Below are 26,729 nucleotides of genomic sequence, written 5' to 3' on the forward strand. Positions count from 1 at the left end.
CGCTTCCCGAACTCCGTGATCGTCTGCCAGGGGGTCACTCCGGGGCGCCGAAGAAGCCCGTCGGCTCCTCGGCCGGCGCCGGGACGGTGATCGTCCGCTCGAACACGTGCCGGCCCGAGCCGACCTCGACGGTCTCGCCCCCGTCGGGCAGCGACACCTCCGCGGTGGTGCCCGGCGGCACGGTCACCTCCAGCGCGAACGCCGTCCCGTCGACCGTCCACGACACCGCGGCGGGACCGTAGGGCGTCTCGTGCGTCGCCGCCGCCGAGGTGATCCCCGGCCCCGGCCGCGGCGCGATCCGCAGCCGGCGGTAGCCGGGCTCGGCGGCCGCGAGCCCGGCGACCGTGCGGTGCAGCCAGTCGGCGACCGCGCCGTAGGCGTAGTGGTTGAACGAGGTCATCTCGCCGGGGTTGATCGAGCCGTCCGGGAGCATGGAGTCCCAGCGCTCCCACACCGTCGTCGCGCCCATGGTCACCGGGTAGAGCCACGACGGGTTCTCCCGCTGCAGCAGCAGCCCGTACGCGCTCGCCACCGCGCCGGCGTTCACCAGCGCGTCGGTGACGAACGGCGTGCCGAGGAAGCCGGTGCCGATGTGGAACCCGTCGTCGGCCACCTGCCCCGCCAGCAGCTCCCCGGCGTGCGCCCGCTGCTCGGGCAGCAGCAGGTCGCACTCCAACGCCAGCGCGTAGGCGGTCTGGGCCGGGTAGGCCACCCGGCCGGTGGGGCTCACGTACTCGGCCCGGAACCGCTCGGCGGCCCGCTCCGCCAGGGCGGCGTACGCCACGCCGTCGTGCCCGAGCACCGCGGCGGCCTGCGCCATGATCCGCGCCGTCCGGGCGAGGTATGCGGTGGCGACGACGGGCCACGGCGTGCGGGCGGCCCCCGGCCGGTCCGGCGGGGCGGCCGGGTCGAGCCAGTCGCCGAGCATGAAGGGCACCCCGGCGAAGTCCAGCCGCTCCCCCGCGCGGGCGGCGAAGGCGTCGAGCCACGCCGTCATCGAGGCCCACTGGTCGGCGAGCACCCCGGCGTCGCCGTGCCGCTGGTAGAGCGTCCACGGCACGACGACGGCGGCGTCACCCCAGCCGGCCTCGGCGGCCAGCGGGATCGGCATCAGCGGGATCCACGGCACGTAGAGCGGGACGACGCCGCCCAGGTCCTCCAGCTGCTCCGCGGCGAGGTCGGCCAGCCACGACCGCAGCATGCCCGCGGTGTCGTACAGGAACGCCGCCGTGGGCACGAAGGCCTCGAGGTCGCCGGTCCAGCCGAGCCGCTCGTCGCGCTGCGGGCAGTCGGTGGGGACGTCGACGAAGTTGCCGCGCATGCCCCACAGCACGTTCTCGTGCAGCTGGGTCACGTCCGGGTCGGAGCAGGTGAACGTCCCGGTGCGGCGCAGGTCGGTGTGGACGACGACGGCCTCGAGGTCGGCGGTCGTCAGCTCGCCGGGCCACCCCTCGACCTCGGCGTAGCGGAAGCCGTGGAAGGTGAACCGCGGCTCCCACGACCGCGGGCCACGACCGTCGAGGACGACGACGTCGGTGGCCCTCGCCCCGCGCAGCGGGCGGGTGCCCAGCTCGCCGTCCTCGAGCACCTCGGCGTGCCGGACGGTGACCTCGGTGCCGGCCGGGGCGTCGGGCAGCGCGAGGCGGAGGCGGCCGACCAGGTTCTGCCCGAAGTCGACCAGCACCTTGCCGGCCGGTGAGCGGAACACCTCGACCGCCGGCAGGACCTCCGTGCGGCGGACCGGCGGGCCGGTCGGCGCGACCAGCGTGGCCACGTCGAGCGTGCCGGTCCCGACCGGCGTCCAGGCGGCGTCGTCGAAGCCGGCGGCCGACCAGCCGGGCAGCTCGCGGCGGGCGTCGAAGGTCTCGCCGCCGTAGAGGCCGGCCCGCGTGGTCGGCGCCGGGGCCGACCGCCACGACCCGTCGGTCGTCACCACCGTGCGGCTGCCGTCGGCGTGCTCGACCTCGAGCTGGGCGAACAGGCCGGTGCGCTCGCCCCAGAGGCCGCGCTCGCCGGTGAAGCCGACGTAGCCGCGGAACCAGCCGTCGGCGAGCTGCGCGCCGAGCGCGTTGGCGCCCTCGGTGACCAGCGCGGTGACGTCGTAGGTCTGGTAGCGCAGCCGATGCCGGTAGCTGGTCCAGCCCGGCGCGAGCACGTGGTCGCCGACCGGTCGCCCGTTGAGCTCCGCCTCGTAGACGCCCTGCGCGGTCGCGTACAGCCGCGCGCGGCCGACCGGCCGGTCGAGCGCGAACTCGCGGCGCAGCAGCAGCACCGGCTCGTCGGCGTCGTCCGGCAGGGCGGGCTGCACGAGCTCCGCCGTCCAGTCCTCCGCCGACAGCAGGCCCGCCTCGACGACGGCCTCGTCGCTCCACGCCGACGGCTCGGCGGCGTCCTCGCCCCAGACGCGGACCCGCACGCTGCGCCGCTCGCGGCTGGTCAGCGGCGGGGCGTCCCAGGCGACGAGCACCGACCCGCCGGAGTGGACGCGGCCCGAGGACCACTCGCCGATCTCCAGCTCGTAGGCGGCCTGCCGCCAGCCGGGGAGTTCGGTCCGCACCACCCACGACAGCCGCGGCGCGGCCTCGCCGATGCCGAGCGGCTCGCGGTGGTGCTCGAAGGTGACGGGGGCGACCGAGACGTCGCTCATCGCAGGGCCGCCGCGAGGTGCTCGACCGAGAGCTTCACGAGGGCGTCGACGTCGTCGTGCCCGTCGAAGACGTGCTGCGCGCCCTCGACCGGCACCAGCGTCGAGTTGGCGCCGGCGGCCTGCAGCGCGGCGTGCAGCGCCTCGCTCTGCGCGTACGGCACCAGCCAGTCGGCGGTGCCGTGCACGAGCAGGAACGGCGGCGCCTGCGGGGTGACGTGGGTGATCGGACTGGCGTCGGCCAGCGCCTGCCCCTCCAGGCCGCGGGTCAGCTGGTCCTCCGGCGCGACGAGCAGCTCGGGCGGCAGCTCCGCGGCGATGTGCGGCGGCGGGGTGCGCCGGGGCATCGTCGCCAGGTCGGAGACGCCGTACCAGTCGACGACGACGTCCACGGCCGACGACGGACCGAGCACGCCGTGGGTCCCCTCGAGGTCGGCGCGGTGCGCGGTCAGGCCGAGGGCGGCGACGATGTGCCCGCCGGCCGACTCGCCCATCGCACCGATCCGCCCGGTGGAGATGCCGAGTTCGCCGGCGAAGGCCCGCAGGTAGCGGACGGCGGCCTTGGCGTCGAGCAGCTGCGCCGGGAACGGCGCCTCGAGGGCGTGCCGGTAGTCGATGGTGGCGACGGCGAGCCCGGCCTCGAGCAGCGCGTCGAACACCGAGTTCGGCCGGAACGTCTCCGGCAGGATCCGGCGGTCGCCGAACATGAACCCGCCGCCGTGCACCCACACGACCACCGGCGCCGGGCCGTCGCCGGCCGGCACCCACAGGTCCAGCTGCAGCGGCCGGTAGCCGAAGGCGACGGCGTAGGTCAGCCCGCTGTGGTGCAACGCGCCGTCCTCCCGCTCCACGGGCTCGTGCGGCGGCAGGAAGCGGGCCGGGCCGGCCCACTCGGTCGTCTCGGCTGTCATCGGGCGTCCTCCTCGAAGGTGTGCTCGCCGGGTCCGGCGGTGCAGGTGGCGCCGCTGGGCAGGACGACCTCGGCCTGCGTGCCGGCCGGGACGACGACGCGCACCGAGAAGGCCTCGCCGTCCAGCCGCCAGGCCGACTCGATCCGGCCGTACGGCGACTCGTGCGCGGCCTCCGCGCGGGTCAGCCCCCCGCCGGGCCGCGGCTGCACGCGGAACCGGCGGTAGGCGGGCTCGACCGGCTCGATGCCGGCCGCGTACCGGTGCAGGAACGAGACGACCGCGCCCTTGGAGTAGTGGTTGAGCGAGTCGTGCGGCACGCCGGCGGCGTCCACCCCGTCCCACAGCTCCCAGACGGTGGTGGAGCCGCGGTCGACCATGACCAGCCACGACGGCTCGGTGTCCTGCAGCAGCAGCTCGTAGGCGACGTCGAGGTGCCCGGTGTCGGCGAGCACCGGCAGCAGGTACGGCGTGGCCAGGAAGCCGGTGCCCAGGTGGGTGTCGGCCTTGCGGACCAGCTCCACCAGCCGGTCGGCCACCGCCGGCCGCAGGTCGGCCGGCACGAGGTCGAAGGCCAGCGCCCGCACGTGGGTGGCCTGGGTGTCGGGCGTCAGCGCGCCGTCGGCGGCGAGGTACTCGACCTGCCAGGCCTCGCGGGCCCGGTCGGCCAGCTCGGCGTAGCGGGCGGCGTCCTCGTCCCTGCCGAGCAGCGCCGCGATCCGCGACGCGAGGCGCGCGCTGTGCGCGAGGTACGCGGTGGCGACGTGCCCCTTGTCGCCGGTGCGGAACTCCTCGGACGACGTCCCCAGCTTCTCGCCCGGCTCCAGCCACTCGCCCCAGTGGAAGCCGGTGTCCCACAGGTACTGCTCGTGCGGCGCCGGGGTGGCCGACCGCGTGACGCGGGAGGGGTGCCGGTGCTCGCGGGCGGCGCGCTCGGCGCGGCCCAGCCAGCCGACCATCGTCGGCCAGAGCTCCTCGAGGACCTGCACGTCGCCGTAGGCGCGGTAGATCTCCCAGGGCACGATCACCGCGGCGTCGCCCCAGCCGGCCGAGCCGTTGAGGAAGGCGATCGGGCCCTCGCGGCCCTCGTGCCGGGGGCTCGGGCTGACGTTGGCGATCGTGCCGTCGGGCCACTGGTCGGCGGCGACGTCGCGCAGCCACTTGGTCGAGAACCCGGCGACGTCGTAGAGGAAGGCCGCGGTGGGCACGAACAGCTGCCAGTCGCCGGTCCAGCCGTGCCGCTCGCGGTGCGGGCAGTCGGTCGGGATGTCGCAGGCGTTGCCGCGGAAGCTCCAGACCGCGGCCTCGTGGAACCGGTCGAGCCGCTCGTCGCTGGAGGAGAACCAGCCGGTGCGCCGCAGGTCGGTGTGCACGACGACGCCGCGCACGTCGTCGGCGGTCAGCTCGCCGGGGTGGCCCTCGATGCGCGCGTACCGGAAGCCGTGGGTGGTCCGGCGCGGCTCGAACACGTCGCCGGGGACGCCGGCGGAGACGACGACGTCGACCTGGCCGGCCGGCAGCGGGTGCGGGAGGAACGGCATGTCCGGCTCGAGGTTGGCCACGGTCACGTCGCCGGCGGGGTCCAGCCACTCGCCGTGGGTCAGCGTCAGCGTGGTGCCGGCCGGGCCGAGGTCGGTCAGCCGCAGCCACCCGTTGATGTTCTGGCCCAGGTCGACGACGTGCGCGCCGCCCGGCAGCCGGGTCACCGAGCGCGGCACGAGCTCCTCGACCCGGCGGACCGGCGGGGCCGGGGAGTCGACCAGGCCGGCGAAGCCGTGCTCGACGACGGCGACGTCGTCCCAGCCGGCGTCGTCGAAGCCGGCGGCGTCCCACCCGCGCGGCAGGCGGGTCAGGTCCCAGCGCTCGCCCTCGATGAGGTCGGCGGCCACGACGTGCCCCGTCCCGCTGCGCCAGCCCGGGCCGCTGCCGACGACGGTGACCTCGCCGTCCTCGTGCACCAGGTGCAGCTGGGCGAGCAGCGCGAGCCGGCTCCCCCACTGCTGGTCGGCCCGGGTGAGGCCGACCTGGCCGCGGAACCAGCCGTCGGCGAGGACGACGCCCAGCGCGTTGCGGCCGGCGCGGACCGAGCCGGTGACGTCGATCGTCTGCACCTGCAGCCGGGCGTCGTACTGCGTGTAGCCCGGCGTGAGCTCGGCGTCCCCGGCCCGTGAGCCGTTGAGGAACGCCTCGTAGACGCCCTGCGCGGTGGCGTGCAGCCGGGCGGCGACGACCGGCCGGTCGACGTCGAACTCGACGCGCAGCAGCGCCGCGGGCCGGTGCCCCTTCTCCCCCTCCGGCATGGCGCCCGGCTCGACCCAGGAGGCGCGCCAGTCCTCGGTCCACAGCAGGCCGGTCTCGAACCAGCCGGGCTCGGACGGCGGGCTCTCCCCCAGGTCGGTGAGCACCTGCACCCGCCACTGGACCCGCTGCGACGACGCCAGCGGCGGGCCGGCGTAGGGCACCAGCAGGCTGCCGTCGCCCTCCACCCAACCGGAGTCCCAGCCGCTGTCGGTGGTGATCCGGTAGGCGTGCTGCTCGCGGGCGCCGGCGGGCAGCCGCCACGACAGGCGCGGCGCCGTCGTCCGGATGCCGATCGCCTCGTCGAGGTGCTCGACCCGCAGGCCGGACGGTGCGGAGGTCACGCAGGGGCTCCTTCGATGAGGATCGTCGTCGCGATGGGCAGCTCGCCGGCCGACGGACCGGTCGCGAGGACGAGCTCGCCGGGCTCGACCGCCCAGCCGTCGCCGGTCCGGTGCCGGAGGGTGCGGGGGTCGATCGCGACGGGGACGTCGACGGTCTCCCCGGCCTCGGCGTGCACGACGGCGAAGCCTGCCAGCCAGCACGCCGGACGGTCGATCCGCGAGCCGGGCCGCGACGCGTAGACCTGCACGACCTGCTTGCCGGACCGGTGGCCGGTGTTGCGCAGCCGCACGGTGGCGGTCGTCGCGTCCTCGGCTTCGACGGCGAGCCACTCCCACGTCGTGTAGCCGAGGCCGTGCCCGAACCAGTACGCGGGCTCGGTGCCGGCGCGCAGGTACGCGCGGTGGCCGATGTGCAGGCCCTCGGCGTACTCCAGCCGCCCGTCGGTGGGCGTGGTGCCGGTGACCGGGGCCTCGGCCCGGGTGGTCGGCCAGGTGGTGGGCAGCCGCCCGCCCGGCTCGGCGGCGCCGAGCAGCACGTCGGCCAGCGCGCCGCCGAACTCCATGCCGGGGAACCAGGACACGAGGACGGCGGCGACCTCGTCCCGCCACGGCAGCTCCACCGGGGCGCCCGCGTTGACCACCACCACGGTGCGCGGGTTGGCCGCGGCGACGGCGCGGACCAGCTCGTCCTGCCGGCCGGGCAGCGCCAGGGAGGTGCGGTCGAAGCCCTCGCTCTCGACGTCCTCCGACGTCCCCACGACGACGACGGCGACGTCGCTGGTGCGGGCCAGCTCGACGGCGTGCGCGAGCTCCTCGTCGGCGGGCCGCAGCGGCAGGCCCACGACGAGGCCGGCCCGGAAGATGAACGAGTCGGGCTGCCAGCGGAACCGGATCCGCACGTCGGCCGACTGCCCCTTCGCGAGCCGCACCACCCCGACGTGCTGGGGGCTGCGCTGGAAGATCTCGCCGACGTCGGCCGGCGCCCGGTCGACCGACCCGCGGGCGACCTCCGCGCCGTCGACGCTGACGGTGCAGTCACCGAAGCCGGTGCCGCCGATCCGCCAGTCGCCGTCCTCGTCGGGGGTGAACCGGGTGGCCAGCTCGAACCCGACCGCCCCGGCGGGGACCTCGGGCACGATCCGGACGAGCACCGCCGTCCCGGCGGTCTGCTCGGCGACGGTGGCGCCGTGCTCGTCGAGCCACCGGAGGGTGGCGACGGCGGTCCCGGCGTCGCCGGCCAGCTCGTCGGCCCGCGCCGGGCGCAGCGCGTCGGACAGCGCCGCGCCGACGGCGCTGACCACCTCGGCCCGGCCGTCCAGCGCGGCGGTCAGGCCGGCGACCGGGGTGACGAGGTACGCCAGCGGGACGGTGGCGGAGCCGCCGCCGAGCGCCCGGGCGTCGCGTGCGCCGGGGCCGAGGACCGCGACCCGGCGCAGGCCGTCGGCGCGCAGCGGCAGCACCCCGTCGTTGCGCAGCAGGACGGTCCCGGCCGCGGCGGCCCCGCGGGCCAGCGGGGCGGCGTCCTCGATCCGGCCGGCGGGCGCCTTCTCGACCTCGAACCCCTCGAGCGCGCCGGTGCGCGCCGCGAGCAGGAGCAGCCGGCGCACCTTGGCGTCGACGTCCGCCTCGGCGACGCGGCCGGCCTGCACCGCCTCCACCAGGGCGTCGCCCCACGTCTCGTCGGGTCCGGGCATGGCCAGGTCCAGGGCTGCCCGGGCCGCCGGCTCGCCGGAGTACAGCGCGTCCCAGTCGGAGACGACGACGCCGGAGAAGCCCCACTCCCCCTTGAGCGGCTCGGCGAGCAGGTCGTTCTCGGTCATCGGCGCGCCGTTGACGCCGTTGTAGGCGGCCATGACCAGCCACGGGTCGGCGTCCTCGACCACCGCCTCGAACGGTGCCAGGTACAGCTCGCGCAGCGTGCGCTCGTCGATCCGGTTGTCGACCGTCATCCGGTCGGTCTCGGCGTCGTTGGCCACGTAGTGCTTGGGGCAGGCGCCGATGCCGCGCTCCTGCAGGCCGCGCACGTAGGCGGTGGCCAGCCGGCCGGACAGCAGCGGGTCCTCGCTGAAGCACTCGAAGTGCCGGCCGCCCAGCGGCGAGCGGTGCAGGTTGATCGTCGGGCCGAGGACGACGTCGACGCCCTTGCGCACCGCCTCACCGGCGAGCAGCGCACCGATGCTCCCCAGCAGCCCCTCGTCCCAGGACGCCGCCATGGCCGAGCTCGACGGCAGGGCGGCCGACGGGTCGAGCTCGGTGTCGGTGCCGCCGCGGACGCCGATCGGCCCGTCGGAGACCGTCATGGACCGCAGCCCGATCTCCGGCACCGGCTGCGTCGTCCACACCCCCGCCCCGGACAGCAGTCGGACCTTCGTCTCCAGGTCCAGCTTCCCGAGGAGAGCTTCCAGGTCGGGGTGGGTCGGATTCGCGGACGAGGGCACGGCTCTCCTGTTCGACGGGTGGGGCGTCGCGTCATCGCGACGGAGCACGCGTGCTCGGTCGCGATGAAGCACCTAGAGGGCGCCGTCCTTCAGGCGCTCGGCGTGGTGGCAGGCGCTGAGGCTGTCGCCGACCAGGCGCAGCGGCGGGCGCTGCTCGAGGCAGACGTCGGTGGCCAGCGGGCAGCGGGGCACGAACGGGCAGCCGGTCGGCGCGGGCTGGGCGGCGCCGGCGGTGCCGAACCCGGCGGCCTCGCGGGCGGCGCGGCGGGCGGCCTGCTCGGCCGGCCGCGGCACCGGGGCGGCCGCGGTCAGCGCCACCGTGTACGGGTGCCGCGGCGCCTGGGTGACCGGCTCGACCGGGCCGGTCTCCATGACCTGCCCGCGGTAGAGCACCACCGCGCGCTGGGCGAGGAAGCGGACGACGCCGAGGTCGTGGGCGATGAACAGGAACGCCAGGCCGTGCTGGTCGCGCAGGTCGGCGAGCAGGTTGAGCACCTGCGCCTGGGTGGACAGGTCCAGCGCCGACACCGGCTCGTCGAGGACGACGACCTTCGGGTCGCACACCAGCGCCCGGGCGATCGCGATCCGCTGCCGCTGGCCGCCGGAGAACTGCGACGGGTAGCGGTCGACCGCGTCGCCGGGCAGGCCGACCGACTCCAGGCCGGCGCGGGCCCTGGCCAGAGCAGGCTCGCCCTTGACGCCCATCAGCCGCAGCGGCTCGACCAGCGTCTGGCCGATGGTGCGGGCCGGGTTGAGCGAGGAGTACGGGTCCTGGAACACCACCCGCAGGTCGGCCACCACGCGGCTGCGCTCCTTGAGCGACATGGACGTGATGTCGCGGCCGTGCAGCTTCACGGTGCCGGCGGCCGGCGGGTGCAGGCCGAGCACGGCCTTGCCGATCGTCGACTTGCCCGAGCCGCTCTCGCCGACCAGGCCGACGGTCTCGCCCGGCATGATGTCGAAGCCGACGCCGTCCACGGCCGGGGTGGCCCTGCGGGCCTTGCGGCCGGAGCCGTAGCGGACGACGAGGTCGCGGATCTCCAGTGCCGGCGTGGTCACCGGCGCGACGGACGCGGTGGGGGCTGCGGCGGTCATGCGGGCACTCCTGCGGTCGGGGCGGTCTCGGCGCCGGCCTCCTCGGCCTCCCACACCACGTGGGCGCGGGACAGCTCCTCGACCCGGATGCAGAGCACCGAGCCGTCACCGTGCGCGGGCAGCGAGGGGAACGGCGACGTGCACTGCTCGGCGGCGAACCGGCAGCGGGACGCGAACCGGCAGCCGGTCGGCCACGAACCGGGCGGCGGCACGGTGCCGGGGATCGAGGCCAGCCGCTCGGGCACCGCCTCGCCCTCGGGCACGTGCGGGTTCGCCCCCAGCAGCGCCATCGTGTAGGGGTGCGCGGGCTCGTCGAGCACGCGGGCGGCGGTGCCGGACTCCACCACGGTGCCGGCGTACATGACGGCGACGTCGTCGCAGATGTCGGCGACCACACCGAGGTCGTGGGACACGATCACGATCGACAGGCCGGTGTCGCGCACCAGCTGGCGCAGCAGCGACAGGATCTCGGCCTGCACCGTCACGTCGAGGGCGGTGGTGGGCTCGTCGGCGATGAGCAGCTCCGGCTGCCCGGTCAGGGCGAGCGCGATGCACACGCGCTGCGCCATGCCGCCGGACAGCTGGTGCGGGTGGGACCGCAGCACCCGCTCGGCGTCGACGATGCCGACCTGCTCCAGCAGCTGGGCGGCGATCTGCCGTGCCTCGCCGCGGCCCACGCCGCGGAACCGGCGGATCGGGCCGGTGAGCTGGTAGGCGATGGAGAACATCGGGTCCAGCGCCACCATCGGCTCCTGGGAGATCAGCGCGATCTCCCGACCGCGGATCCCGTTCAGCTCCTTGTCGGCCAGCCCGACCAGCTCGCGCCCCTGCCACAGGATCGACCCGCCGGACACCGAGACGCCGTCCGGGAGCAGGCCCATCAGCGAGCGGGCGGTCATCGTCTTGCCGCACCCCGACTCGCCCACCAGGCCGAGCACCTGGCCCGGGCGCAGTGCGAACGACACGTCGCTGACCAGCTGCGGCCCGTCGTCGACCGCGATCGACAGGTCGCGCACCTGGAGGACGGCTGTGCCGTCCCCACCCGCCCCGGCCGGGGCGTCGACCGGCACCGGCGTCACGGCCGGCCCCCTCCGACGGGCACGGGGCCGCTCGCCCTTCGCCTTGCCGGCCAGGGCGTCGGCGAGCTCGTTGGCCGCGACGACGGTCAGCGCCAGCACCAGGCCGGTGGGCACCAGCAGCCAGGGCGCGTCGAACAGGTGCCCGGAGGCGTCCTGGATCATGAAACCCCACGACGGCTCCGGCTCGCCCGGTCCGAAGCCGAGGAAGGCCAGACCGGCCACGATGAGCAGGCCGATGCCGAACAGCTGCGCGGCCTGGACGGCGACGACGGTGGCCATCGACGGCAGCACGTGCAGCAGATTGACCCGCAGCGACCCGAGCCCGTTGACCCGGGCGGCGTCGACGTAGAGCCGCTGGCGCACCGACTGGGCGACGCCGAGCAGCACGCGGTAGACCGCGGCGGAGATCAGGATGCCGAGGATCGCCATGACCGGGTAGAGCCTGTTGCCGATCGCGCCGATGACCGCCAGCAGCAGGATCGTCGACGGCAGGGCGAGGAAGACCTCGGTGACCCGGCTGATCACCCGCTCGGTCCGGCGGCCGCGCTCGGCGGCGATGAGCGCCAGCGGCACGCCGATGCCGAACGCGACGACGAGCATCAGCGCCGACGACAGCAGCGGGAGGGCCCCGGCGGTGAAGATCCGCGACAGCAGGTCGCGGCCCAGCGGGTCGGTGCCCAGCCAGTGCTCGGCCGAGGGCAGCGCCAGCCGGTCGGCGGTGTCCTGCTCGGTCACGTCGTAGGGCCGCCACCACGGGGCGGTCAGCGACGCGACCACCACGACCGTCAGCCAGGTGGCGCCGAAGACGCCGCCGGGACGGCGGAGGAACCCGGGCAGGCCGCGCCGGCGGCGGGCGGGCGGAACCGGCTCGGTGGCGACCTCGGCGGCCGCGTCGAGGGGCAGGACGCTCACGATGTGCGCACCTTCGGGTCCAGCGCCGCGACCACCAGGTCGAGCAGCAGGTTGATGACGACGACCACCACGGTGGCGATGACGACGACGCCGACGAGGGCCGGGAAGTCGCTGGACAGCGCGGCCTGCTGGCTGGCCTGGCCGAGCCCCGGCAGCGCGAAGAGGTTTTCGATGATCACCGAGCCGCCGAACAGCGCGATGAACTGGATGCCCAGCGTCGAGACCACCGGCACGCTGGCGAACCGCAGGGCGTGCACGTAGCGGATCCGCCACTCCGGCGTCCCCATCGCCCGCAGCGTGCGGATGTGCTCCTGGCCCAGCGCCTCGCGCATGCCGACGGCGGCCGTGCGGGCGATGATCGCCGCGCCGCCGATGGTGAGCGTCAGCACGGGCAGCAGGAGGCTGTCGAACCAGGCCGCGGGATCGGCCGAGAACGGCACGTACCCGGTGGCCGGCAACAGCTCCAGCCGGATGGCCAGCAGGTAGACGAACAGGACGCCCACCCAGAAGGCCGGCAGCGAGAGGGCGACACCGGCGCCGGTGGTGATGAACTTGCCCAGCCGCCCGCCGCGCACCGCCGCGGTGACGCCGAGCAGCACGCCGATCACACCGGAGGCGAGCGTGGCGAACAGGGCGATGAAGGCGGTGACCGGCAGCCGGTCGGCGAGGTCGGCGCCGATGGAGCGGCTGTTGATCAGCGACGTCCCGAGGTCGAACCTGACGAGGTCGCCGAGGTAGTCGAAGAACTGGACGAACAGCGGCCGGTTCCAGCCCAGCGCCTCGTTCTCCGCGGCGATGTCCGCGGGACTGGCGCCGGGTCCGAGCCGGACCGCGCCCGGGGTGCTGTCGCCGGCGTGCACCAGCAGGAAGGTGATCAGCGCGGCGGCGAACACCGTGCCGACGGCCAGCGCCAGGCGCTTGGCGACGTAGGCGAGCATCTCGGGTCCCTCGTCTGGGTGGGTGGGCGGATGGCCGTGGCCTGGGGCCGGTGGCCGCGGGTCAGCAGAGCCGCGGCCACCGGCCGGTAGGGGGTGGCGGGGTGGGCCGGAGACGCGGACGTCAGCTCGCGGGCTGGATCGCCGAGAGCACGAGGTAGTTGTTCGCGCCGGCGAACTCCGGCTCTGCCACCGCCTCGGCGTCGTAGCCGAAGTAGGTGAAGTCCTCGTACGCCGGGGCGACCCAGGCGTTGCCGGTGAGCGCGGTGTTGAGGTCGGTCAGCGCCTGCTCCTGGGCGTCACCGGTGGCACCGAGCGCGCCACCCAGGGCGGCCTCGATCTCCGGCTCCACGGCGCCCTGCGTGTTCAGGAAGCCGCCGTAGAGGGCGCCGGCGACGAAGCCGGCCGGCTGCGCCCCGGGAGCGAAGGGGCCGAAGAGGACGGGGTCGGTGTTCACCGACGCGAACACCTGATCGGTCGAGGTGGCGACGACGAAGTTCATCGTGATGCCCACCTCTGCGAGCTGGCTCTGGACGGCGACCTGGTCCTCGCTCGGCTGGCCGAGGACGGTCGTGTCGAACTCGAAACCGTCGGGCAGGCCGGCTTCGGCGAGCAGCTGCCGCGCCCGCTCCGGATCGTAGGCGTACTCCTCGTCCAGGGCGGGATCGAAGCCGGTCGCGTCCTCGGGGAAGAACTGCGACGTGGGCCGCGAGCCGTCGTGCAGGTCGTTGACCAAGGTCTCGCGGTCGATCGCGTGCATGATCGCCAGTCGTGCCTGCTCGCTGGCGAACGCCGGATTCCGCTCGCCGGTCTTGTCGAGGAAGATGAAGCCCACCGTGGTGCCGCCCTGGCTCACCGTGTTCTGCCGCGACTCGACCAGGTCGATGGTGGTCGGGTCGAGGATGCCGGCGATGTCGGCCTGGCCCGAGACGACCGCGTTGGCCCGCGCCTGCGGGTCGGTGATCACGTCGAAGACGAGGGTGTCGTAGGTCCACTCGTCGGCGTTCCACGCCTCGTCGTTCTTGACGAGGGTGTAGGAGCTGCCCTGGGTGGTGCCGCCGGTGTCCAGGCTGTACGCCCCGGAGCCGTCCGGCGCGGTCTCGAGCGAGCTCGGGTCGGCGACGCCGTCGGGGCCGACGATCACGCCCGCGGTGTCGACCAGGTTGTTCTCCGGCGTGGCCTGCGGCTGCGCCCAGGTGATGACGACGGTCTGCGGGTCGGCGACCGAGACGTCGGTGATCTCCGAGGCCTGACCGGGGGCGAGCGAGGCGTAGGCCTCGAGGAGCGGGTCGCTGCGCCGGTCGAGGTTGGCCTTGACCAGGTCGCCGTCGAGCTCCGAGCCGTCGGCGAAGGTGACCCCCTGGCGCAGGGTCAGCGTGGTCTGCGTGTTCTCGGCGTTGTTCGAGAACTCCTCGACCAGGCTGCCCTCGACGCTGCCGTCGGGCTGGGTCACGAACAGGGCGTCGTACAGCCCGGCGAAGAACGAGTACTGGCCCTGCGAGTACTGCAGCGGGTCGTAGCCGGTCGGGGCCGCGTCGGCGTCGAGGGCGATGGTGAGCGTGTCCTCGGCGCTCTGGCTGCTGCCGCCACCGCCGCCCCCACCGCTGCACGCGGCGAGCGACGTCACGGCCGCGGCCGTGACCAGCGCCGCGCCGGTCCGGAGGGTGAATCGATTCATGCTGCTGGCTCCTTCGCCTGACAACGGAGGGGTCACGTGGGGGCCGTCCTGGCCGGGCCGAAGCGGTCCCGCCCGGCTTGGCCGCCAACGATGCGGTCGGCGTCACACCGGCGTCAGGCACAATGCCGCTCAATGGAAAACAACTGTGGTCCCTGCCTCATCGGTGACGGACGGGTGACCACCCGGTGACCGACGGCCCTGTGCCCGACGGCCCGGGGCAGCCGGTCCGCGTCCGCGGCCGTCGCCCGCCGCAGGGCGACCCGGTGATCGACCGGGCGCTGTCGCTGCTGGCCGCGTTCGACGCCGGCCACCGCTCGCTGGCGCTCGGGGAGCTGGCCCGCCGCAGCGGCATCCCGACCAGTTCGACGCTCCGGCTGGCCGGCCGGCTGCAGGCGTGGGGCGCGCTGGAGCGCGGCGGCGACGGCCGGTTCACCATCGGCCTGCGGCTGTGGGAGGTCGCCTCGCTGGCCCCCCGCGGCCAGGGGCTCAAGCAGGTCGCGCTGCCGTTCATGGGCGACCTCGAGGAGGTCACCCGCCAGCACGTGCTGCTCGCCGTCCGCGAGGGGGACGACGCCCTGCTCGTCGAGCGGCTGTCCGCGCACGGCGCGATGGCGGTCCTCTACCGGGTCGGCGGGCGGCTCCCCCTCCACTCGACCGGCGTCGGACTGGTGCTGCTCGCGTACGCGGAGTCGGGCTTCCAGGAGCAGCTGCTCGAGCAGCCGCTCGTGCACCAGCCCGAGAACGTGCCCGTCTCCCCCGCCGCGCTGCGCCGCACGCTCGCCGAGGTCCGCCGCGAGGGGCTGGCGACGCTGCGCCGGCGCGCACCCCAGCCGCTGGTCAGCGTGGCCGCGCCGGTCTTCGGCGCCGACGACGAGGTGGCCGCCGCGCTGTCGGTGGTGGTCCCGCAGGAGAACGCCGAGCCCCGGCTGCTCGGCCCGGCCGTGCGGACGGCGGCCCGCTCCATCTCCCGTGGTCTCGGCGCCCGCCGCTCGATCGGCCTGTCGAGCCCCTGAGCCGACGTTCCGCTCAATGGCAGGGCGCTAGGGGCGGCCGGGCCCCGCCCGTGATGCTCGCGGTACCGCGCCCGTGGCGGGCGCCACACCGGGCACCGCCACGGGCCCTGCCGCATCCGGAGGTCACCCCGTGCTGATCCACCCGCTGATCGCCTCGAAGCTGCACCTGCTCGAGGGCATCTCCTCGTTCGAGGCGGCCATGGCCGACCCGGCGCAGCGGGCGCTGCTCGACGAGTTCACGGCGATCACCGGTGCGCCCGAACCGCCGCAGGTGGCGACGCGGGACACGACCGCCCCGGGCCCGCACGGGCCCGTGCCCGTGCGGGTCTACGAGCCTGCCGAGCCCGGCCCCGAGCGCCCGGCGCTGGTCTGGATGCACGGCGGCGCCTTCGTCGGCGGCGACCTGGAGATGCCCGAGGCCGACTGGACCGCACGGCAGGTCGCCGAGCGCGCGGGCGCCGTCGTCGTCAGCGTCGACTACCGGCTCTGCCACGGGGGCGTGCACTACCCGGTCCCCCACGACGACGTCGTGGCCGCCTTCCGCTGGGTGCACGGGAGCGCCGGCGAGCTCGGCGTCGACGCGGACCGCATCGCGATCGGTGGAGCCTCCGCCGGCGGCAACCTCGCCATCGGTGCCGCGCTGAAGCTGCGGGACGAGGGGCCGGCCCCGGCCGCGCTGCTGCCGATCTACCCGGTCGCGCACGCCGTCGTCCCGCCCGCGTCGGCGTCGCTGGCCGCGAGGACGGCCGAGGTCCCCGACGTGCTGCGCTTCTTCCCGCCGCAGACGAGGTGGTTCAACGAGAACTACCTCGGCGGGCCGCTGTCGACCGCCGACGGCTACGCCTTCGGCGCGCTCGCCGTCCTCGACGGCCTGTGCCCCACCCTGGTGATCAACGCCGAGTACGACGACCTGCGCGCCTCGGGCGAGGCGTTCGTCGCGCAGTGCGCGCTGGCCGGCGTCGACGTCCGCCAGGTGACCGCGGTCGGCATGCTGCACGGCTTCCTCAACACCCGCCCCGATCTCGAGCCGGTCGGGCGGGCGCTCGACCTGATGGCCGAGGTGGTCTCCGGCGGCCGCGTGCCGGTCGCCGCGTGAACCCGCTGGTCCCCGGGTTCCACCCCGACCCGAGCATCGTCGGGGTCGACGGCACCTACTACCTGGTGACGTCGTCCTTCGAGTACCTGCCCGGCCTGCCGGTGTACCGCAGCACCGACCTCGCGACCTGGGCGCACATCGGCAACGTCGCCACCCGCCCCGCGCAGGTGGAGCTGGACCGCGTGCCGACGCCGGGCGGCGTGTGGGCGCCGACCATCCGGTACCGCGACGGCGTCTTCTTCGTGATCGTCACCGTGATGCTCGGCGGGCGCGGCTGCGTGGTGTTCACCGCGACCGACCCGGCCGGGCCGTGGAGCGACGGCACGCCGGTCCCGGCCGTCGACGGCATCGACCCCGATCTCGCCTGGGACGACGACGGCACCGCCTACGTCACCTACGCGAAGCACCCGCACGCCATCCGCCAGGTGCGCGTCGACCTGGCCACCGGCGAGGCGCTCGAGGAGCCGCGGGCCCTGTGGGCCGGCAGCGGCCGCTACTCCCCCGAGGGCCCGCACCTCCACCGGCGCGGTGGGAACTGGTACCTGCTGGCCGCCGAGGGCGGCACCGACCGCGGGCACGCCGTCACCGTCGCGCGCGGCCCGTCCCCGGAGGGCCCGTGGGAGAGCTCCCCGGGCAACCCGGTGCTCACCGCCGCCGGCACGGGGTCGCCGGTGCAGAACACCGGCCACGCCGACCTCGTCGACACCACGGACGGCGGGACGGCGATGGTGCACCTCGGCGTCCGCCCGGTCGGGCTGGCGCAGGGCTTCTCGCCGCTGGGCCGCGAGACCTTCCTGACCGCGGTCGACTGGGTGGACGGCTGGCCCGTCGCCCGGCTGCCCGAGCCGGCTCCGGGGCCGGGCGTCGAGGAGGCGTTCGACCTCGCCGACGCCGCCGCGCTCGACGACCCGGGCTGGCTCGCCGTCCGCCGCACCCCGGCCGAGATCGGGAGGCCGACCGCCGACGGGCTGGCGGTCACCGCCGACGGCACCGGGCTCGACGGGCCCCGACCGTCGTTCGTCGGCCGCCGCCAGCGCCACCTGCGCGCGACGGTCAGCACCACGGTCGACGCCGCGCGCGGCACCGGCGGTCTGGCGTCCCGCTGCGCGGAGGACCACTGGTTCGCGATCGAGGCCGCGCCCGACGGCACGGTCACCGCGCGCGCCCGTCTGGCCGGGATCGAGCAGACCTGGCAGGCGGCCCTGCCCGCGGGCCCGGTCGAGCTGCGCATGGAGATGACGCCGCCGCCGGCGGACTTCTCGGCCGGCGCCGTGGGCGGCGACCGCATCCGCCTGCTGGCCGTCTCGGGCGGGGAGGTCGTCGTCCTCACCGAGCTCGACGGCCGCTACTGGACCTTCGAGGTCGCCAAGAGCTTCACCGGCCGCGTGGTCGGCATGCACGCCACCGACGGCACCGTCACCTTTTCCGACTTCCGCTACCGCGGCAGCGACACCGAGGAGATCCCTTCATGACCCGGTTCCCCGACGGCTTCCTCTGGGGCGCGGCCACCGCCGCCCACCAGGTCGAGGGCGGCAACGTGAACAACGACCACTGGGAGCTGGAGCACGCGCCGCACTCCCCGTTCGCGGAGCCCAGCGGCGACGCCTGCGACTCGTACCACCGCTGGCCGGAGGACCTCGACCTGGTCGCCGGCGCCGGGCTGGACACCTACCGGTTCAGCCTCGAGTGGAGCCGGATCGAGCCCGAGGAGGGCGAGTTCTCCCGCGCGGCCCTCGACCACTACCGGCGGATCGTCGACGGCTGCCGCGAGCGGGGGCTCATCCCGATCGTCACGCTGGTGCACTTCACCCAGCCGCGCTGGCTGCTGCACGACGGCGGCTGGACCGGCCCGAAGACCGGCGACCGGATCACCCGCTACACCGAGTTCGTCGCCCCCGCGCTCGCCGACGCCGGCTACGTGGCCACGCTGAACGAGCCCAACCTCATGTCGGTGCAGCCGGTGATGGCGCGCATGGCCAGGAGCGGCCAGCCGATCACGGGCCTCCCGCGCCCCGACCAGGACGTCGCCGATGCGCTGATCGGCCTGCACGGCCGGATGGTCGAGCCGCTGCGCGAGGCCGGGCTGCGGACCGGCTGGACGCTCGTCGGCCGGGAGAACATCGCCGAGGCAGGCGGCGAGGAGCTCATGCGCGCGGAGCGGGCGGCCTTCGAGGACCAGTTCCTCGAGGTCTCGCGCGGCGACGACTGGGTCGGGCTGCAGGTCTACACCTGCGCGCGGTTCGGCCCGGACGGGCTGGTGGCGCCGGCGCCGGAGCTGCAGACGCTGGCGCACGGCATGGAGCGGCGGCCCGAGGCCCTCGGCGCGGCCGTCCGGCGCAGCGCCGAGGTGCTCGGCGGGACGCCGGTCCTGGTCACCGAGAACGGCATCGCCACCGCCGACGACGAGGACCGCATCCGCTTCACCACCGACGCGCTGACCGGCCTGGCGGCCGCGATCGCCGACGGCGTGGACGTCCGCGGCTACGTGCACTGGAGCCTGCTCGACAACTTCGAGTGGATGCTGGGCTACGTGCCCACCTTCGGTCTCGTCGCCGTCGACCGCGACACCTTCGTCCGGACGCCGAAGCCCAGCCTGGCCTGGCTCGGCGAGGTGGCCCGGCGCAACGGGCTGTGAGATGACCGTGGCCGCCGACGGGATCACCGTCGTCGTCGCGCGCGAGGTGGCGCCGGGCCGCGAGCAGGAATTCCACCGCTGGGTGGACGAGCTGCTCGCCGCGGCCCGGCGCTTCCCCGGCTACCTCGGCTCCGGGGTGCTGCGGCCGATCGCCGGCGGCTCGGTGTGGCACGTGGTCTACCGCTTCGACTCGCCCGAGCGGCTGGCCGGCCGGGAGGGCTCGACGATCCGCACGCGGCTGCTCGAGCGGGGCGCGGAGTGCACGGAGACCGTCGCCGTCCGCCGGCTCGACGGCATGGAGGCCTGGTTCGAGCCGCCCGCGGCCGCGCCGGCCCGGCTGCTGCGGCCCTGGCTCTACCGGGGCCGGTCCGCCTGGAGCCGCGGGTCGACCTGGACCTTCGGCCCGGCACCACTGCCCTCGGGGCGGCCTCCGGCGAGGACGGCGGCGACCTGGTCGAGACCGACGGTGGCGGCGACGAGCGGCCGCGGGTCGACCGCGCCGGCCGCGTAGGCCGCGATCGTGGCGGCCAGCCCGGGCGAGGCCGACAGGATCCCCACCGCCGTCACGTCCTTGAGCAGCAGCGTCCGGGTGTCGGCGGTGCTGGGCGTGCCGGCGATGCCGATGCACACGACGCGGCCGGCGGGCTCGACGAGCTCCAGGGCCAGCGCCGGCGACCCGGCACCGGTCGAGGCGTCGACGACGGCGTCGAACGGCAGGCCGGGCAGCCCCGGTCGGGTCCACGCGTCGGCGAACCCGAGGTGTCGGGCGAAGGCCAGGGACTCCTCGGTGACGCCGAGCAGGTGCACCTCGGCGCCGGCCGCGCGCAGGAACATCGCCGTCAGCAGCCCGATGGTCCCCGGACCGATCACCAGCGCCCGGTCACCGGCTCCGACGGCGGCGGCCTGCGCCGCCCGCCACGCGTTGCCGCCCGGCTCGACGAGGGCGCCCAGCGCCGCGTCGACGCGGTCGGGCAGCTCGTGCAGCGACCACGCGGGGACGGCGAGCTGCTCGGCGAGCGCCCCGTGCCGGCCGCCGCGGATGCCCACCTCCTGGCGCTGCTCGCAGACGTGCTGCTGGCCGCGCCGGCAGCGCCGGCAGACCAGGTCGCCGAGCATGGTGTCGCCCATGACCCGCCGGCCCAGCCACCCGGCGTCGACGCCGTCCCCCACCGCGGTGACCCGGCCGCACCACTCGTGCCCGGGCCGCAGCGGGTACGCCGAGTGGCCGGTCTGCAGGTAGGACAGCTCGCCGGTGAACAGCTCGACGTCGGTGCCGCAGACGCCGACCCGCTCGACGTCGACGACGACCTCGCCGGGCGCCGCCTCCGGGACGGGGACCTCCTGGACCGAGCACTCCCCCGGCCCGGAGAGCACGACCGCGCGCATGGTTCTCGACACCCGGCAAGGATGGCGGTCGTGACCCTCCGCAGCGCGCAGTGGTACTCCGGCGACGTCCGTCACTCCTACATCCACCGGGCGTGGATGCGCCGCGGCATCCCCGACGACGCGTTCGGCCGCCCGCAGATCGCGATCGCGAACACCGCGTCGGACCTGGTGCCGTGCAACCGGCACCTCACCGAGGTGGCGGCCGCCGTGCGCGACGGCGTCCTGGCCGCCGGCGGCACCCCGCTGGACCTGCCGGTGATGGGCCTGGGCGAGACGCAGGTGCGCCCGACCGCGATGCTCTGGCGCAACCTCGCCGCGATGCAGATGGAGGAGGCGTTCCGCGCCAACCCGGTCGACGGGCTGGTGCTGCTCGGCGGCTGCGACAAGACGATCCCGTCGCTGCTCATGGCCGCCGCCTCGGTCGACCTGCCCGCGGTCGTCGTCCCGGGCGGGCCGATGCTCACCGGCACCTTCCGCGGCGTGCCGCTGGGCTGCGGCACCGACGTCTTCCGGCTCTCCGAGGAGGTGCGCGCGGGCACCCTGTCGGCGGAGGACTTCGCCCGGTCGGAGTCGGCGATGATCCGCAGCCGCGGCCACTGCAACACGATGGGCACCGCCTCGACGATGGCGCTGGTCGCCGAGGCGCTGGGCACCGTCGTCCCCGGTGTCGCCGGCACGCCCGCCGCCGACAGCCGGCTGCTCGAGGCCGCGCACGGCACCGGACGGCTGGCGGTGGAGATGGTCGCCGCCGACCGCCGGCCGAGCACCTTCCTGACGAAGGCGTCGTTCGCCAACGCGATCGTCGCCCTCGCCGCGATCGGGGGCTCCACCAACGCCGTCGTGCACCTGCTCGCCGTCGCCGGGCGGCTCGGGATCGACCTGACCCTCGACGACTTCGACCGGATCGGCTCGGGCGTGCCGGTGCTGGTCGACCTGCTGCCGGCCGGCCGCTTCCTCATGGAGGACTTCCACCGCGCCGGCGGGCTGCGCGCGGTGCTGGGCGAGGTCCGCGACCTGCTCGACCCCACCGCGCTCACCGTCACCGGCAGGCCGCTGGTCGACACCCTCGACGACGCCCCGATCTGGGACCCGGAGGTCATCCGGCTGCGCCGCGAGCCGCTGGTCGAGCACGGCGGCATCGCCGTGCTGCGCGGCAACCTCGCCCCCGCGGGCGCGGTCATCAAGCCGGCCGCGGCCTCACCCCACCTGATGCGCCACCGGGGCCGGGCGGTGGTCTTCGACTCGATCGAGGACTTCGCCGCCCGCATCGACGACCCCGACCTCGACGTCGACGCCGACTCGGTGCTCGTGCTGCGCGGCTGCGGGCCGCGCGGCTACCCGGGCATGCCGGAGGTCTCGAACATGCCGCTGCCCAAGAAGCTGCTTGAGCAGGGCGTGCGCGACATGGTGCGGGTCTGCGACGGCCGGATGAGCGGCACCGCCTACGGCACCGTCGTCCTGCACGTCGCCCCGGAGGCGGCGGCCGGCGGACCGCTGGCCAAGGTGCGCACCGGCGACGTCATCAGCCTCGACGTCGCCGCCCGGCGGATCGACGTCGAGGTCCCGGACGGCGAGCTGGCCGCCCGTCCGCCGGACGAGGCGACCGTCGCCGCGTTCGCGACCCCGGTGCGCGGCTGGGAGCGGCTCTACGTCGACCACGTGCAGCAGGCCGACACCGGCGCCGACCTCGACTTCCTCCTCGGCTCGAGCGGCTCGCACGTGGCCCGCGAGTCGCACTGAGCTCAGGAGCCGACCCGCGTGACCGCCGACGTCCCGAACCGCTCCGCCGTCGCGCGCTTGTAGCCGGCGGGGAAGTCGCGGGACGCCGTCCGGTCGGCCGCGGCCAACCGCACCTGGGCCGCCGCGTCGCCGGCGAACGCCGCGACGGCGTCCTCGGGCGCGAGGTTGGCCACGGCGACCAGCGCGCCGGCGCCGCCGACCGCGCCGCACAGCGTGACCATGCTGGTCGCGCCGGTGTAGAGGTCGCCGCCGAAGACGTCGCGCTCGTGCAGCAGCCGGCCGGCGTCGCCGGACGAGTCCTTGAGCCCCGACACCGGCAGGTCGGCCAGCAGCTCGACCGGGATGCCGGGCGCCGCGGCCCCCGGGAAGTGGTAGGCCAGCAGCGGCCCGGTGGCCGACTTGGCGACCGTCTCGTAGTACGGCCGCGGGTCGGCCACCCCGGGCGGCGACAGGGCCAGGACGCCGTCAGCGCCGACGGCGAACGCCCGCTCGGTCAGCTCCGCGGCCTGCCGGCCGGTGGGGGCGCCGGTGCCGGCGAGCACCGGCACGTCGGCGGGCAGCGCCGACCGCACGGCGCCGACCAGCGTGTCCCGCTCCTCGGCGGTGAGCGCGGCGGCCTCCCCCGTCGTCCCGGCGACCAGCACGCAGCGCACGCCGAGGTCGACCAGCCGGCCCGCCAGGTGCGCGGTGGCCGGCGCGTCGAGCGCGCCGTCCCCGCGGAAGAGCGTGACCAGCGCGACCCCGACACCCGTGAACAGAGGCATGCCTGCATCCTGCCCCTCCCCCGACCGGCGCAGGATGGTTTCCGCTCAATGGCAGGGCGCTGGGTGCCGGTGACGGCGGTCACCGATGCTTCGGGGAGTCGACGCCGACCCCGGAGGAGAGCCCCGTGAGCTTCGAGTACCTGATCGACCCGGCCGAGGGCCCGCAGTGGAAGGGCGTGCTGCCCGGCAGGCCGGTCCCCTACGTGCTGCGCCGCGGCGAGGGTGAGACGGCGATGCTGTTCCGGGACCTGTTCACGGTGCTGCTCTCCGGCGACGAGACCGAGAACCAGTTCGGGATCATCACCGCCGACTCGCCCGCCGGCGACGTCATCCCGACCCATTCGCACAACGCGACCCACGAGACGTTCTACGTGCTCGAGGGCGAGGTGAAGCTCTTCTTCGAGGACGCCGAGGGGCAGCAGCAGTCGTCGCTGCTCACGCCGGGCGACTTCGGCTTCGTGCCGGCCGGCTTCGCGCACGCCTACCAGATCGTCGAGGACGCCCGGATGATGGGCACGCTCTCCGGCGGCTTCGAGCGGTTCTTCCAGCACATGGGCACGCCGACCGACCACGCCACGACCGAGCAGCCACCGTTCGTCCCCGACTTCCCGCGCATGCAGGCGGCGGCGCAGCAGCACAACATGCGGTTCATGCCGGACTACACCTGGCCCGACGCCTGACCGTGCCCACGCCCGCCCTGCCGCTGCCCCCGCCGGCGCACGAGCTGCCGCTGCCGCCGGCCCACCCCGGAGCGGGCGGCACCCGCCTGCTGCTCGGCATCCCGTACGCGGCCGTCCCCGGCATCCGCCCGCTCGAGCTCGACCTGTACCTGCCCGCCGGGGACGGCCCGCACCCGGTCGTCGTCTTCCTGCACGGCGGCGGCTGGCGGCTGGGCTCCCGGCACGCGGCCGGGCCCGCCTACCGCGGCGCCGACCCGACCCCGTTCGAGCGCGTCGCGCAGGCCGGGCTCGCCGTCGCCAGCGTCGACTACCGGCTCTCCGGCGAGGCCGTCTGGCCGGCGCAGCTGCACGACGCCAAGGCCGCGGTCCGCTGGCTGCGGGCCCGCGCCGGCGACGTCGGCGTCGACCCCGACCGGATCGCTGCCTGGGGCGAGTCGGCCGGCGGCCACCTCGCCGCGCTGCTCGGCCTGCTCACCGACCCGTCCCTCGAGGGGGACGTCGGGTACCGCGACGGGTCGAGCGCGGTCGCCGCCGTCGTCGCCTGGTACCCGCCGACCGACCTCGTCGGGTTCGCCGCCGACGCGGCCGCCGACCCGGCCGACCCGACCACCCGGGAGGCGCAGCTGCTCGGCGCCCCCGCGCGGGACGTCCCCGCGCTCGCCGCCCAGGCCAGCCCGGTCGCGCACGTGACGCCGGACGCCCCGCCGTTCCTGCTGCTGCACGGCGCGGCCGACCGGTTCGTGCCGTGCGTGCAGAGCGAACGGCTCTACGCCGCCCTGGTCGAAGCGGGTGCGGACGCCGAGCTTGACCTGTACGAAGGCGCCGACCACATGTGGCTCGGTTCCGCCGGAGCCGCGCAGCAGGCGCTCGACCGCACGATCGACGTCCTGCGCCGGCGCTCCGGCGTCCGCCGCTGACGAGAGGGAGAGGACAGATGAGGTTCGTGGGCACCCGCCGGGACGGCGGAGCGGTCGAGGTGGCGGCGCTGTCGGACGACGGCGCGTCGGTGACCGTGGTCGCCGGGCTGGAGGAGTTCTGGGCCGACGCCGCCGGGCACCTGGCGCGCACCCCCGACGGCGAGACCGTGCCCGCGGCGGACGTGGAGCTCGTGCCGCCGGTGCTGCCCGGCGCCCGGGTCATCTGCATCGGGCTGAACTACCTCAAGCACGTCGCCGAGGGCTCGTTCGCCGGCCAGGAGCTGCCGGAGCACCCGACGCTGTTCGCCCGCTGGACGCGGTCGCTGTCGGTCGGCGGCGCCCCGGTGCCAGTGCCGTCGAACGAGGAGGGCGTCGACTGGGAGGGCGAGGTCGTCGCCTACGTCGGCGCCACGCTGGTCGACGCCACCCCGGACGAGGCGCTGGCCGCCGTCGTCGGCTACTCGACCTTCAACGACATCACCTCGCGGCGGGCGCAGAAGCTCACCAGCCAGTGGATCCTCGGCAAGAACGGCGACGGCTCCGGTCCGCTCGGGCCGATCGTGCCCGCGGCCGAGGTCGGCGACCTGCGCGACGGGCTGCGGGTGCGGACCCGGGTCAACGGCGAGACCGTCCAGGACGGCTCCACCGACGAGATGGTCTACACCGTCGGCGACACCCTCTCCCTGATCAGCCACACGTTCACGCTGCGCCCCGGCGACCTGCTGGCGACCGGCACCCCGTCCGGTGTCGGCTACGCCCGCGAGCCCCGCTGGCTGCTGCAGCCCGGCGACGTCGTCGAGGTCGAGGTCGAGCGCCTCGGCACCCTGACCAACCCCGTCGTCGCCAACGACACCCGGAAGCAGGCCTGATGTCCGGCGAGTACCGCCAGTACCTCTTCCCGCACGACCACCCGCGGCTGGCCGAGGTCCGCGGCATGGACCCCTACACCTACCGCGAGCACGCCCGGACGCCGGGCACGTTCACCGGCGGACTGGTCGAGGGCTGGACCCCGCTGTACCGCACCGGGTTCCGCGGCGTCACCGAGGACGGCACGCTCCGCCCGGACCTCTACACCCTCGCCCCCGCCGAGCCCGGCGAGCAGGCCCCGGTCGCCGCGATGGTCGAGTCCGCCAACGCCCTGCTGGCCGCGCTGGACGACGAGGGCCGCGAGCGGATCTCCTTCGACGTCGACGCCGTCGAGTGGCAGACCTGGGCCAACCCGGAGTTCATGCAGTTCGACACCGGCCTGCGCCTGGACCTGCAGCCCCAGGAGGTGCGGGAGAAGGCGCTGGCCCTGGTGCGCGCCTCCCTCTCCCCCGAGGGTTTCGCGCTGGCCCACGCGATGATGCTGATCAACGGCTTCCTCGGCGAGGTGGTCGACCTGACCACCGTGCTCAACGAGTGGAGCTACAACATCGCCCTCTACGGCGAGCCCGACACCCGGGCCCCGTGGGGCTGGCAGCTCTTCGGCCACCACTGCGCGCTCAACTGCGTCGTGGTCGAGGGCCGCATGGTCCTCTCGCCGGTCTTCCTCGGCGCCGAGCCCGACGAGATCGACGCCGGCCCGCGGGCCGGGCTGCGCGACGTCTTCGCCGACCGCATCGCCCTCGGCCGCCGGCTCATGGCCGCCCTGACCGACGGCCAGCGGGCGCAGGCGACCGTCTACGCGCAGATGGTCGACCCCGCCATGCCGGAGGGCCGGGTGCACCCCGGCGACGAGCGGCACCTGGCCGGCGCTTTCCAGGACAACCGGGTCATCCCGTTCGAGGGCGTCCGGGTCGCCGACCTGCCCGCCGAGGCGCAGCAGGCGGCGCTGGCCGTCGCCGAGAGCTTCGTGGCGCTGCTGCCCGAGGGTCCCCGCCGGGCGCGGATGCGCGAGATCGAGGCACACCTCGACGAGACCTGGTTCTCCTGGATCGGCGGGCACGGCCCCGGCGACGTCTTCTACTACCGGCTGCAGTCGCCGGTGGTCATCGCCGAGCTCGACCACCACTGCGGCGTCTTCCTCGACCACGACACCCCGCAGCCGTTCCACGTCCACACCGTGCTGCGCACCCCGCACGGCAACGACTACGGCCGGGCGTGGGTGCGGCTGTGGCAGGAGCGGCACGCCGCCTGCTGAGCCGGACGATCGGGTCTCGCAGACCCTGCCGCTCAATGGCAACGG

Annotated in this window: 19 protein-coding genes and 1 pseudogene; 10 read left to right on the forward strand and 10 right to left on the reverse strand. The window is 75.3% G+C overall.

The features are described from left to right. Window positions 1-34 precede the first annotated feature (34 nt). The 8 genes from ACI8AF_RS14775 to ACI8AF_RS14810 all read right to left on the reverse strand — a co-directional run bounded on the left by ACI8AF_RS14775 (window position 35) and on the right by ACI8AF_RS14810 (window position 14,331). Window positions 35-2,647, reverse strand: coding sequence for a glycoside hydrolase family 78 protein (locus tag ACI8AF_RS14775; RefSeq protein WP_456540479.1), 2,613 nt, complete (start codon window positions 2,645-2,647; stop codon window positions 35-37). Further along, window positions 2,644-3,555: an alpha/beta hydrolase fold domain-containing protein gene (locus ACI8AF_RS14780; protein ID WP_456540480.1), complete on the reverse strand. Its 912-nt coding sequence runs from the start codon at window positions 3,553-3,555 to the stop codon at window positions 2,644-2,646. The genes ACI8AF_RS14775 and ACI8AF_RS14780 overlap by 4 nt, the downstream gene beginning before the upstream one ends. Further along, a complete protein-coding gene (locus tag ACI8AF_RS14785; protein WP_456540481.1) occupies window positions 3,552-6,194 on the reverse strand; it encodes a family 78 glycoside hydrolase catalytic domain in 2,643 nt (880 codons plus the stop codon). The genes ACI8AF_RS14780 and ACI8AF_RS14785 overlap by 4 nt, the downstream gene beginning before the upstream one ends. Continuing rightward, window positions 6,191-8,632, reverse strand: a complete 2,442-nt coding sequence (locus ACI8AF_RS14790) for a beta-glucosidase (RefSeq protein WP_456540482.1) — start codon at window positions 8,630-8,632, stop codon at window positions 6,191-6,193. Before ACI8AF_RS14790 ends, ACI8AF_RS14785 begins: the two co-directional genes overlap by 4 nt. A 72-nt stretch (window positions 8,633-8,704) precedes the next feature. After that, window positions 8,705-9,727: an ABC transporter ATP-binding protein gene (locus ACI8AF_RS14795; RefSeq protein WP_456540483.1), complete on the reverse strand. Its 1,023-nt coding sequence runs from the start codon at window positions 9,725-9,727 to the stop codon at window positions 8,705-8,707. Continuing rightward, window positions 9,724-11,718: a dipeptide/oligopeptide/nickel ABC transporter permease/ATP-binding protein gene (locus ACI8AF_RS14800; protein WP_456540484.1), complete on the reverse strand. Its 1,995-nt coding sequence runs from the start codon at window positions 11,716-11,718 to the stop codon at window positions 9,724-9,726. Before ACI8AF_RS14800 ends, ACI8AF_RS14795 begins: the two co-directional genes overlap by 4 nt. Further along, complete coding sequence (locus ACI8AF_RS14805; RefSeq protein ID WP_456540485.1) at window positions 11,715-12,656, reverse strand: ABC transporter permease; 942 nt, start codon at window positions 12,654-12,656, stop codon at window positions 11,715-11,717. The genes ACI8AF_RS14800 and ACI8AF_RS14805 overlap by 4 nt, the downstream gene beginning before the upstream one ends. A gap of 121 nt (window positions 12,657-12,777) precedes the next feature. Continuing rightward, window positions 12,778-14,331 (reverse strand): ABC transporter substrate-binding protein, encoded by a 1,554-nt coding sequence (locus ACI8AF_RS14810; protein ID WP_456540486.1) that lies wholly within the window; start codon window positions 14,329-14,331, stop codon window positions 12,778-12,780. 185 nt (window positions 14,332-14,516) lie between these two features. Here ACI8AF_RS14810 and ACI8AF_RS14815 point away from each other — a divergent pair, with 185 nt between their 5' ends. The 5 genes and pseudogenes from ACI8AF_RS14815 to ACI8AF_RS14835 all read left to right on the forward strand — a co-directional run. Continuing rightward, window positions 14,517-15,344 carry an IclR family transcriptional regulator gene (locus ACI8AF_RS14815; protein WP_456540487.1) on the forward strand — a complete coding sequence of 276 codons (828 nt, stop codon included), beginning with the start codon at window positions 14,517-14,519 and terminating at the stop codon, window positions 15,342-15,344. Window positions 15,345-15,474: 130 nt separating this feature from the next. Beyond that, window positions 15,475-16,440 carry an alpha/beta hydrolase gene (locus ACI8AF_RS14820; protein WP_456540488.1) on the forward strand — a complete coding sequence of 322 codons (966 nt, stop codon included), beginning with the start codon at window positions 15,475-15,477 and terminating at the stop codon, window positions 16,438-16,440. After that, window positions 16,437-17,912 (forward strand): family 43 glycosylhydrolase, encoded by a 1,476-nt coding sequence (locus ACI8AF_RS14825; protein WP_456540489.1) that lies wholly within the window; start codon window positions 16,437-16,439, stop codon window positions 17,910-17,912. The genes ACI8AF_RS14820 and ACI8AF_RS14825 overlap by 4 nt, the downstream gene beginning before the upstream one ends. Then, window positions 17,909-19,075, forward strand: coding sequence for a glycoside hydrolase family 1 protein (locus ACI8AF_RS14830; protein WP_456540490.1), 1,167 nt, complete (start codon window positions 17,909-17,911; stop codon window positions 19,073-19,075). Before ACI8AF_RS14825 ends, ACI8AF_RS14830 begins: the two co-directional genes overlap by 4 nt. A 1-nt stretch (window position 19,076) precedes the next feature. Next, a pseudogene (locus tag ACI8AF_RS14835) lies at window positions 19,077-19,271 on the forward strand (antibiotic biosynthesis monooxygenase); the annotation flags it as partial. Between the two features lie 158 nt (window positions 19,272-19,429). Here ACI8AF_RS14835 and ACI8AF_RS14840 read toward each other — a convergent pair. Continuing rightward, the gene (locus ACI8AF_RS14840) at window positions 19,430-20,473 is read right to left on the reverse strand and encodes a zinc-dependent alcohol dehydrogenase (RefSeq protein WP_456540491.1); all 1,044 of its coding nucleotides are present in this window, start codon (window positions 20,471-20,473) and stop codon (window positions 19,430-19,432) included. Window positions 20,474-20,482: 9 nt separating this feature from the next. Between ACI8AF_RS14840 and ACI8AF_RS14845 the strand changes: the two genes are divergently transcribed. Then, window positions 20,483-22,201 (forward strand): dihydroxy-acid dehydratase, encoded by a 1,719-nt coding sequence (locus ACI8AF_RS14845; protein WP_456540492.1) that lies wholly within the window; start codon window positions 20,483-20,485, stop codon window positions 22,199-22,201. Window positions 22,202-22,203: 2 nt separating this feature from the next. Here ACI8AF_RS14845 and ACI8AF_RS14850 read toward each other — a convergent pair whose 3' ends face one another. Then, a complete protein-coding gene (locus tag ACI8AF_RS14850) occupies window positions 22,204-22,965 on the reverse strand; it encodes a dihydrodipicolinate synthase family protein (protein WP_456540493.1) in 762 nt (253 codons plus the stop codon). A gap of 125 nt (window positions 22,966-23,090) precedes the next feature. Between ACI8AF_RS14850 and ACI8AF_RS14855 the strand changes: the two genes are divergently transcribed. Genes ACI8AF_RS14855 through ACI8AF_RS14870 form a run of 4 tightly spaced genes read left to right on the forward strand, consistent with a single transcriptional unit; the run spans window position 23,091 to window position 26,684 of the window. Then, window positions 23,091-23,645 (forward strand): quercetin 2,3-dioxygenase, encoded by a 555-nt coding sequence (locus ACI8AF_RS14855; protein ID WP_456540494.1) that lies wholly within the window; start codon window positions 23,091-23,093, stop codon window positions 23,643-23,645. Between the two features lie 2 nt (window positions 23,646-23,647). Then, window positions 23,648-24,562 (forward strand): alpha/beta hydrolase fold domain-containing protein, encoded by a 915-nt coding sequence (locus ACI8AF_RS14860; protein WP_456540495.1) that lies wholly within the window; start codon window positions 23,648-23,650, stop codon window positions 24,560-24,562. 17 nt (window positions 24,563-24,579) lie between these two features. After that, window positions 24,580-25,431: a fumarylacetoacetate hydrolase family protein gene (locus ACI8AF_RS14865; protein WP_456540496.1), complete on the forward strand. Its 852-nt coding sequence runs from the start codon at window positions 24,580-24,582 to the stop codon at window positions 25,429-25,431. Further along, complete coding sequence (locus ACI8AF_RS14870; protein WP_456540497.1) at window positions 25,431-26,684, forward strand: DUF3500 domain-containing protein; 1,254 nt, start codon at window positions 25,431-25,433, stop codon at window positions 26,682-26,684. The genes ACI8AF_RS14865 and ACI8AF_RS14870 overlap by 1 nt, the downstream gene beginning before the upstream one ends. Window positions 26,685-26,729: the final 45 nt, after the last annotated feature.

The sequence above is a fragment of the Blastococcus sp. SYSU D00669 genome, assembly GCF_054050715.1.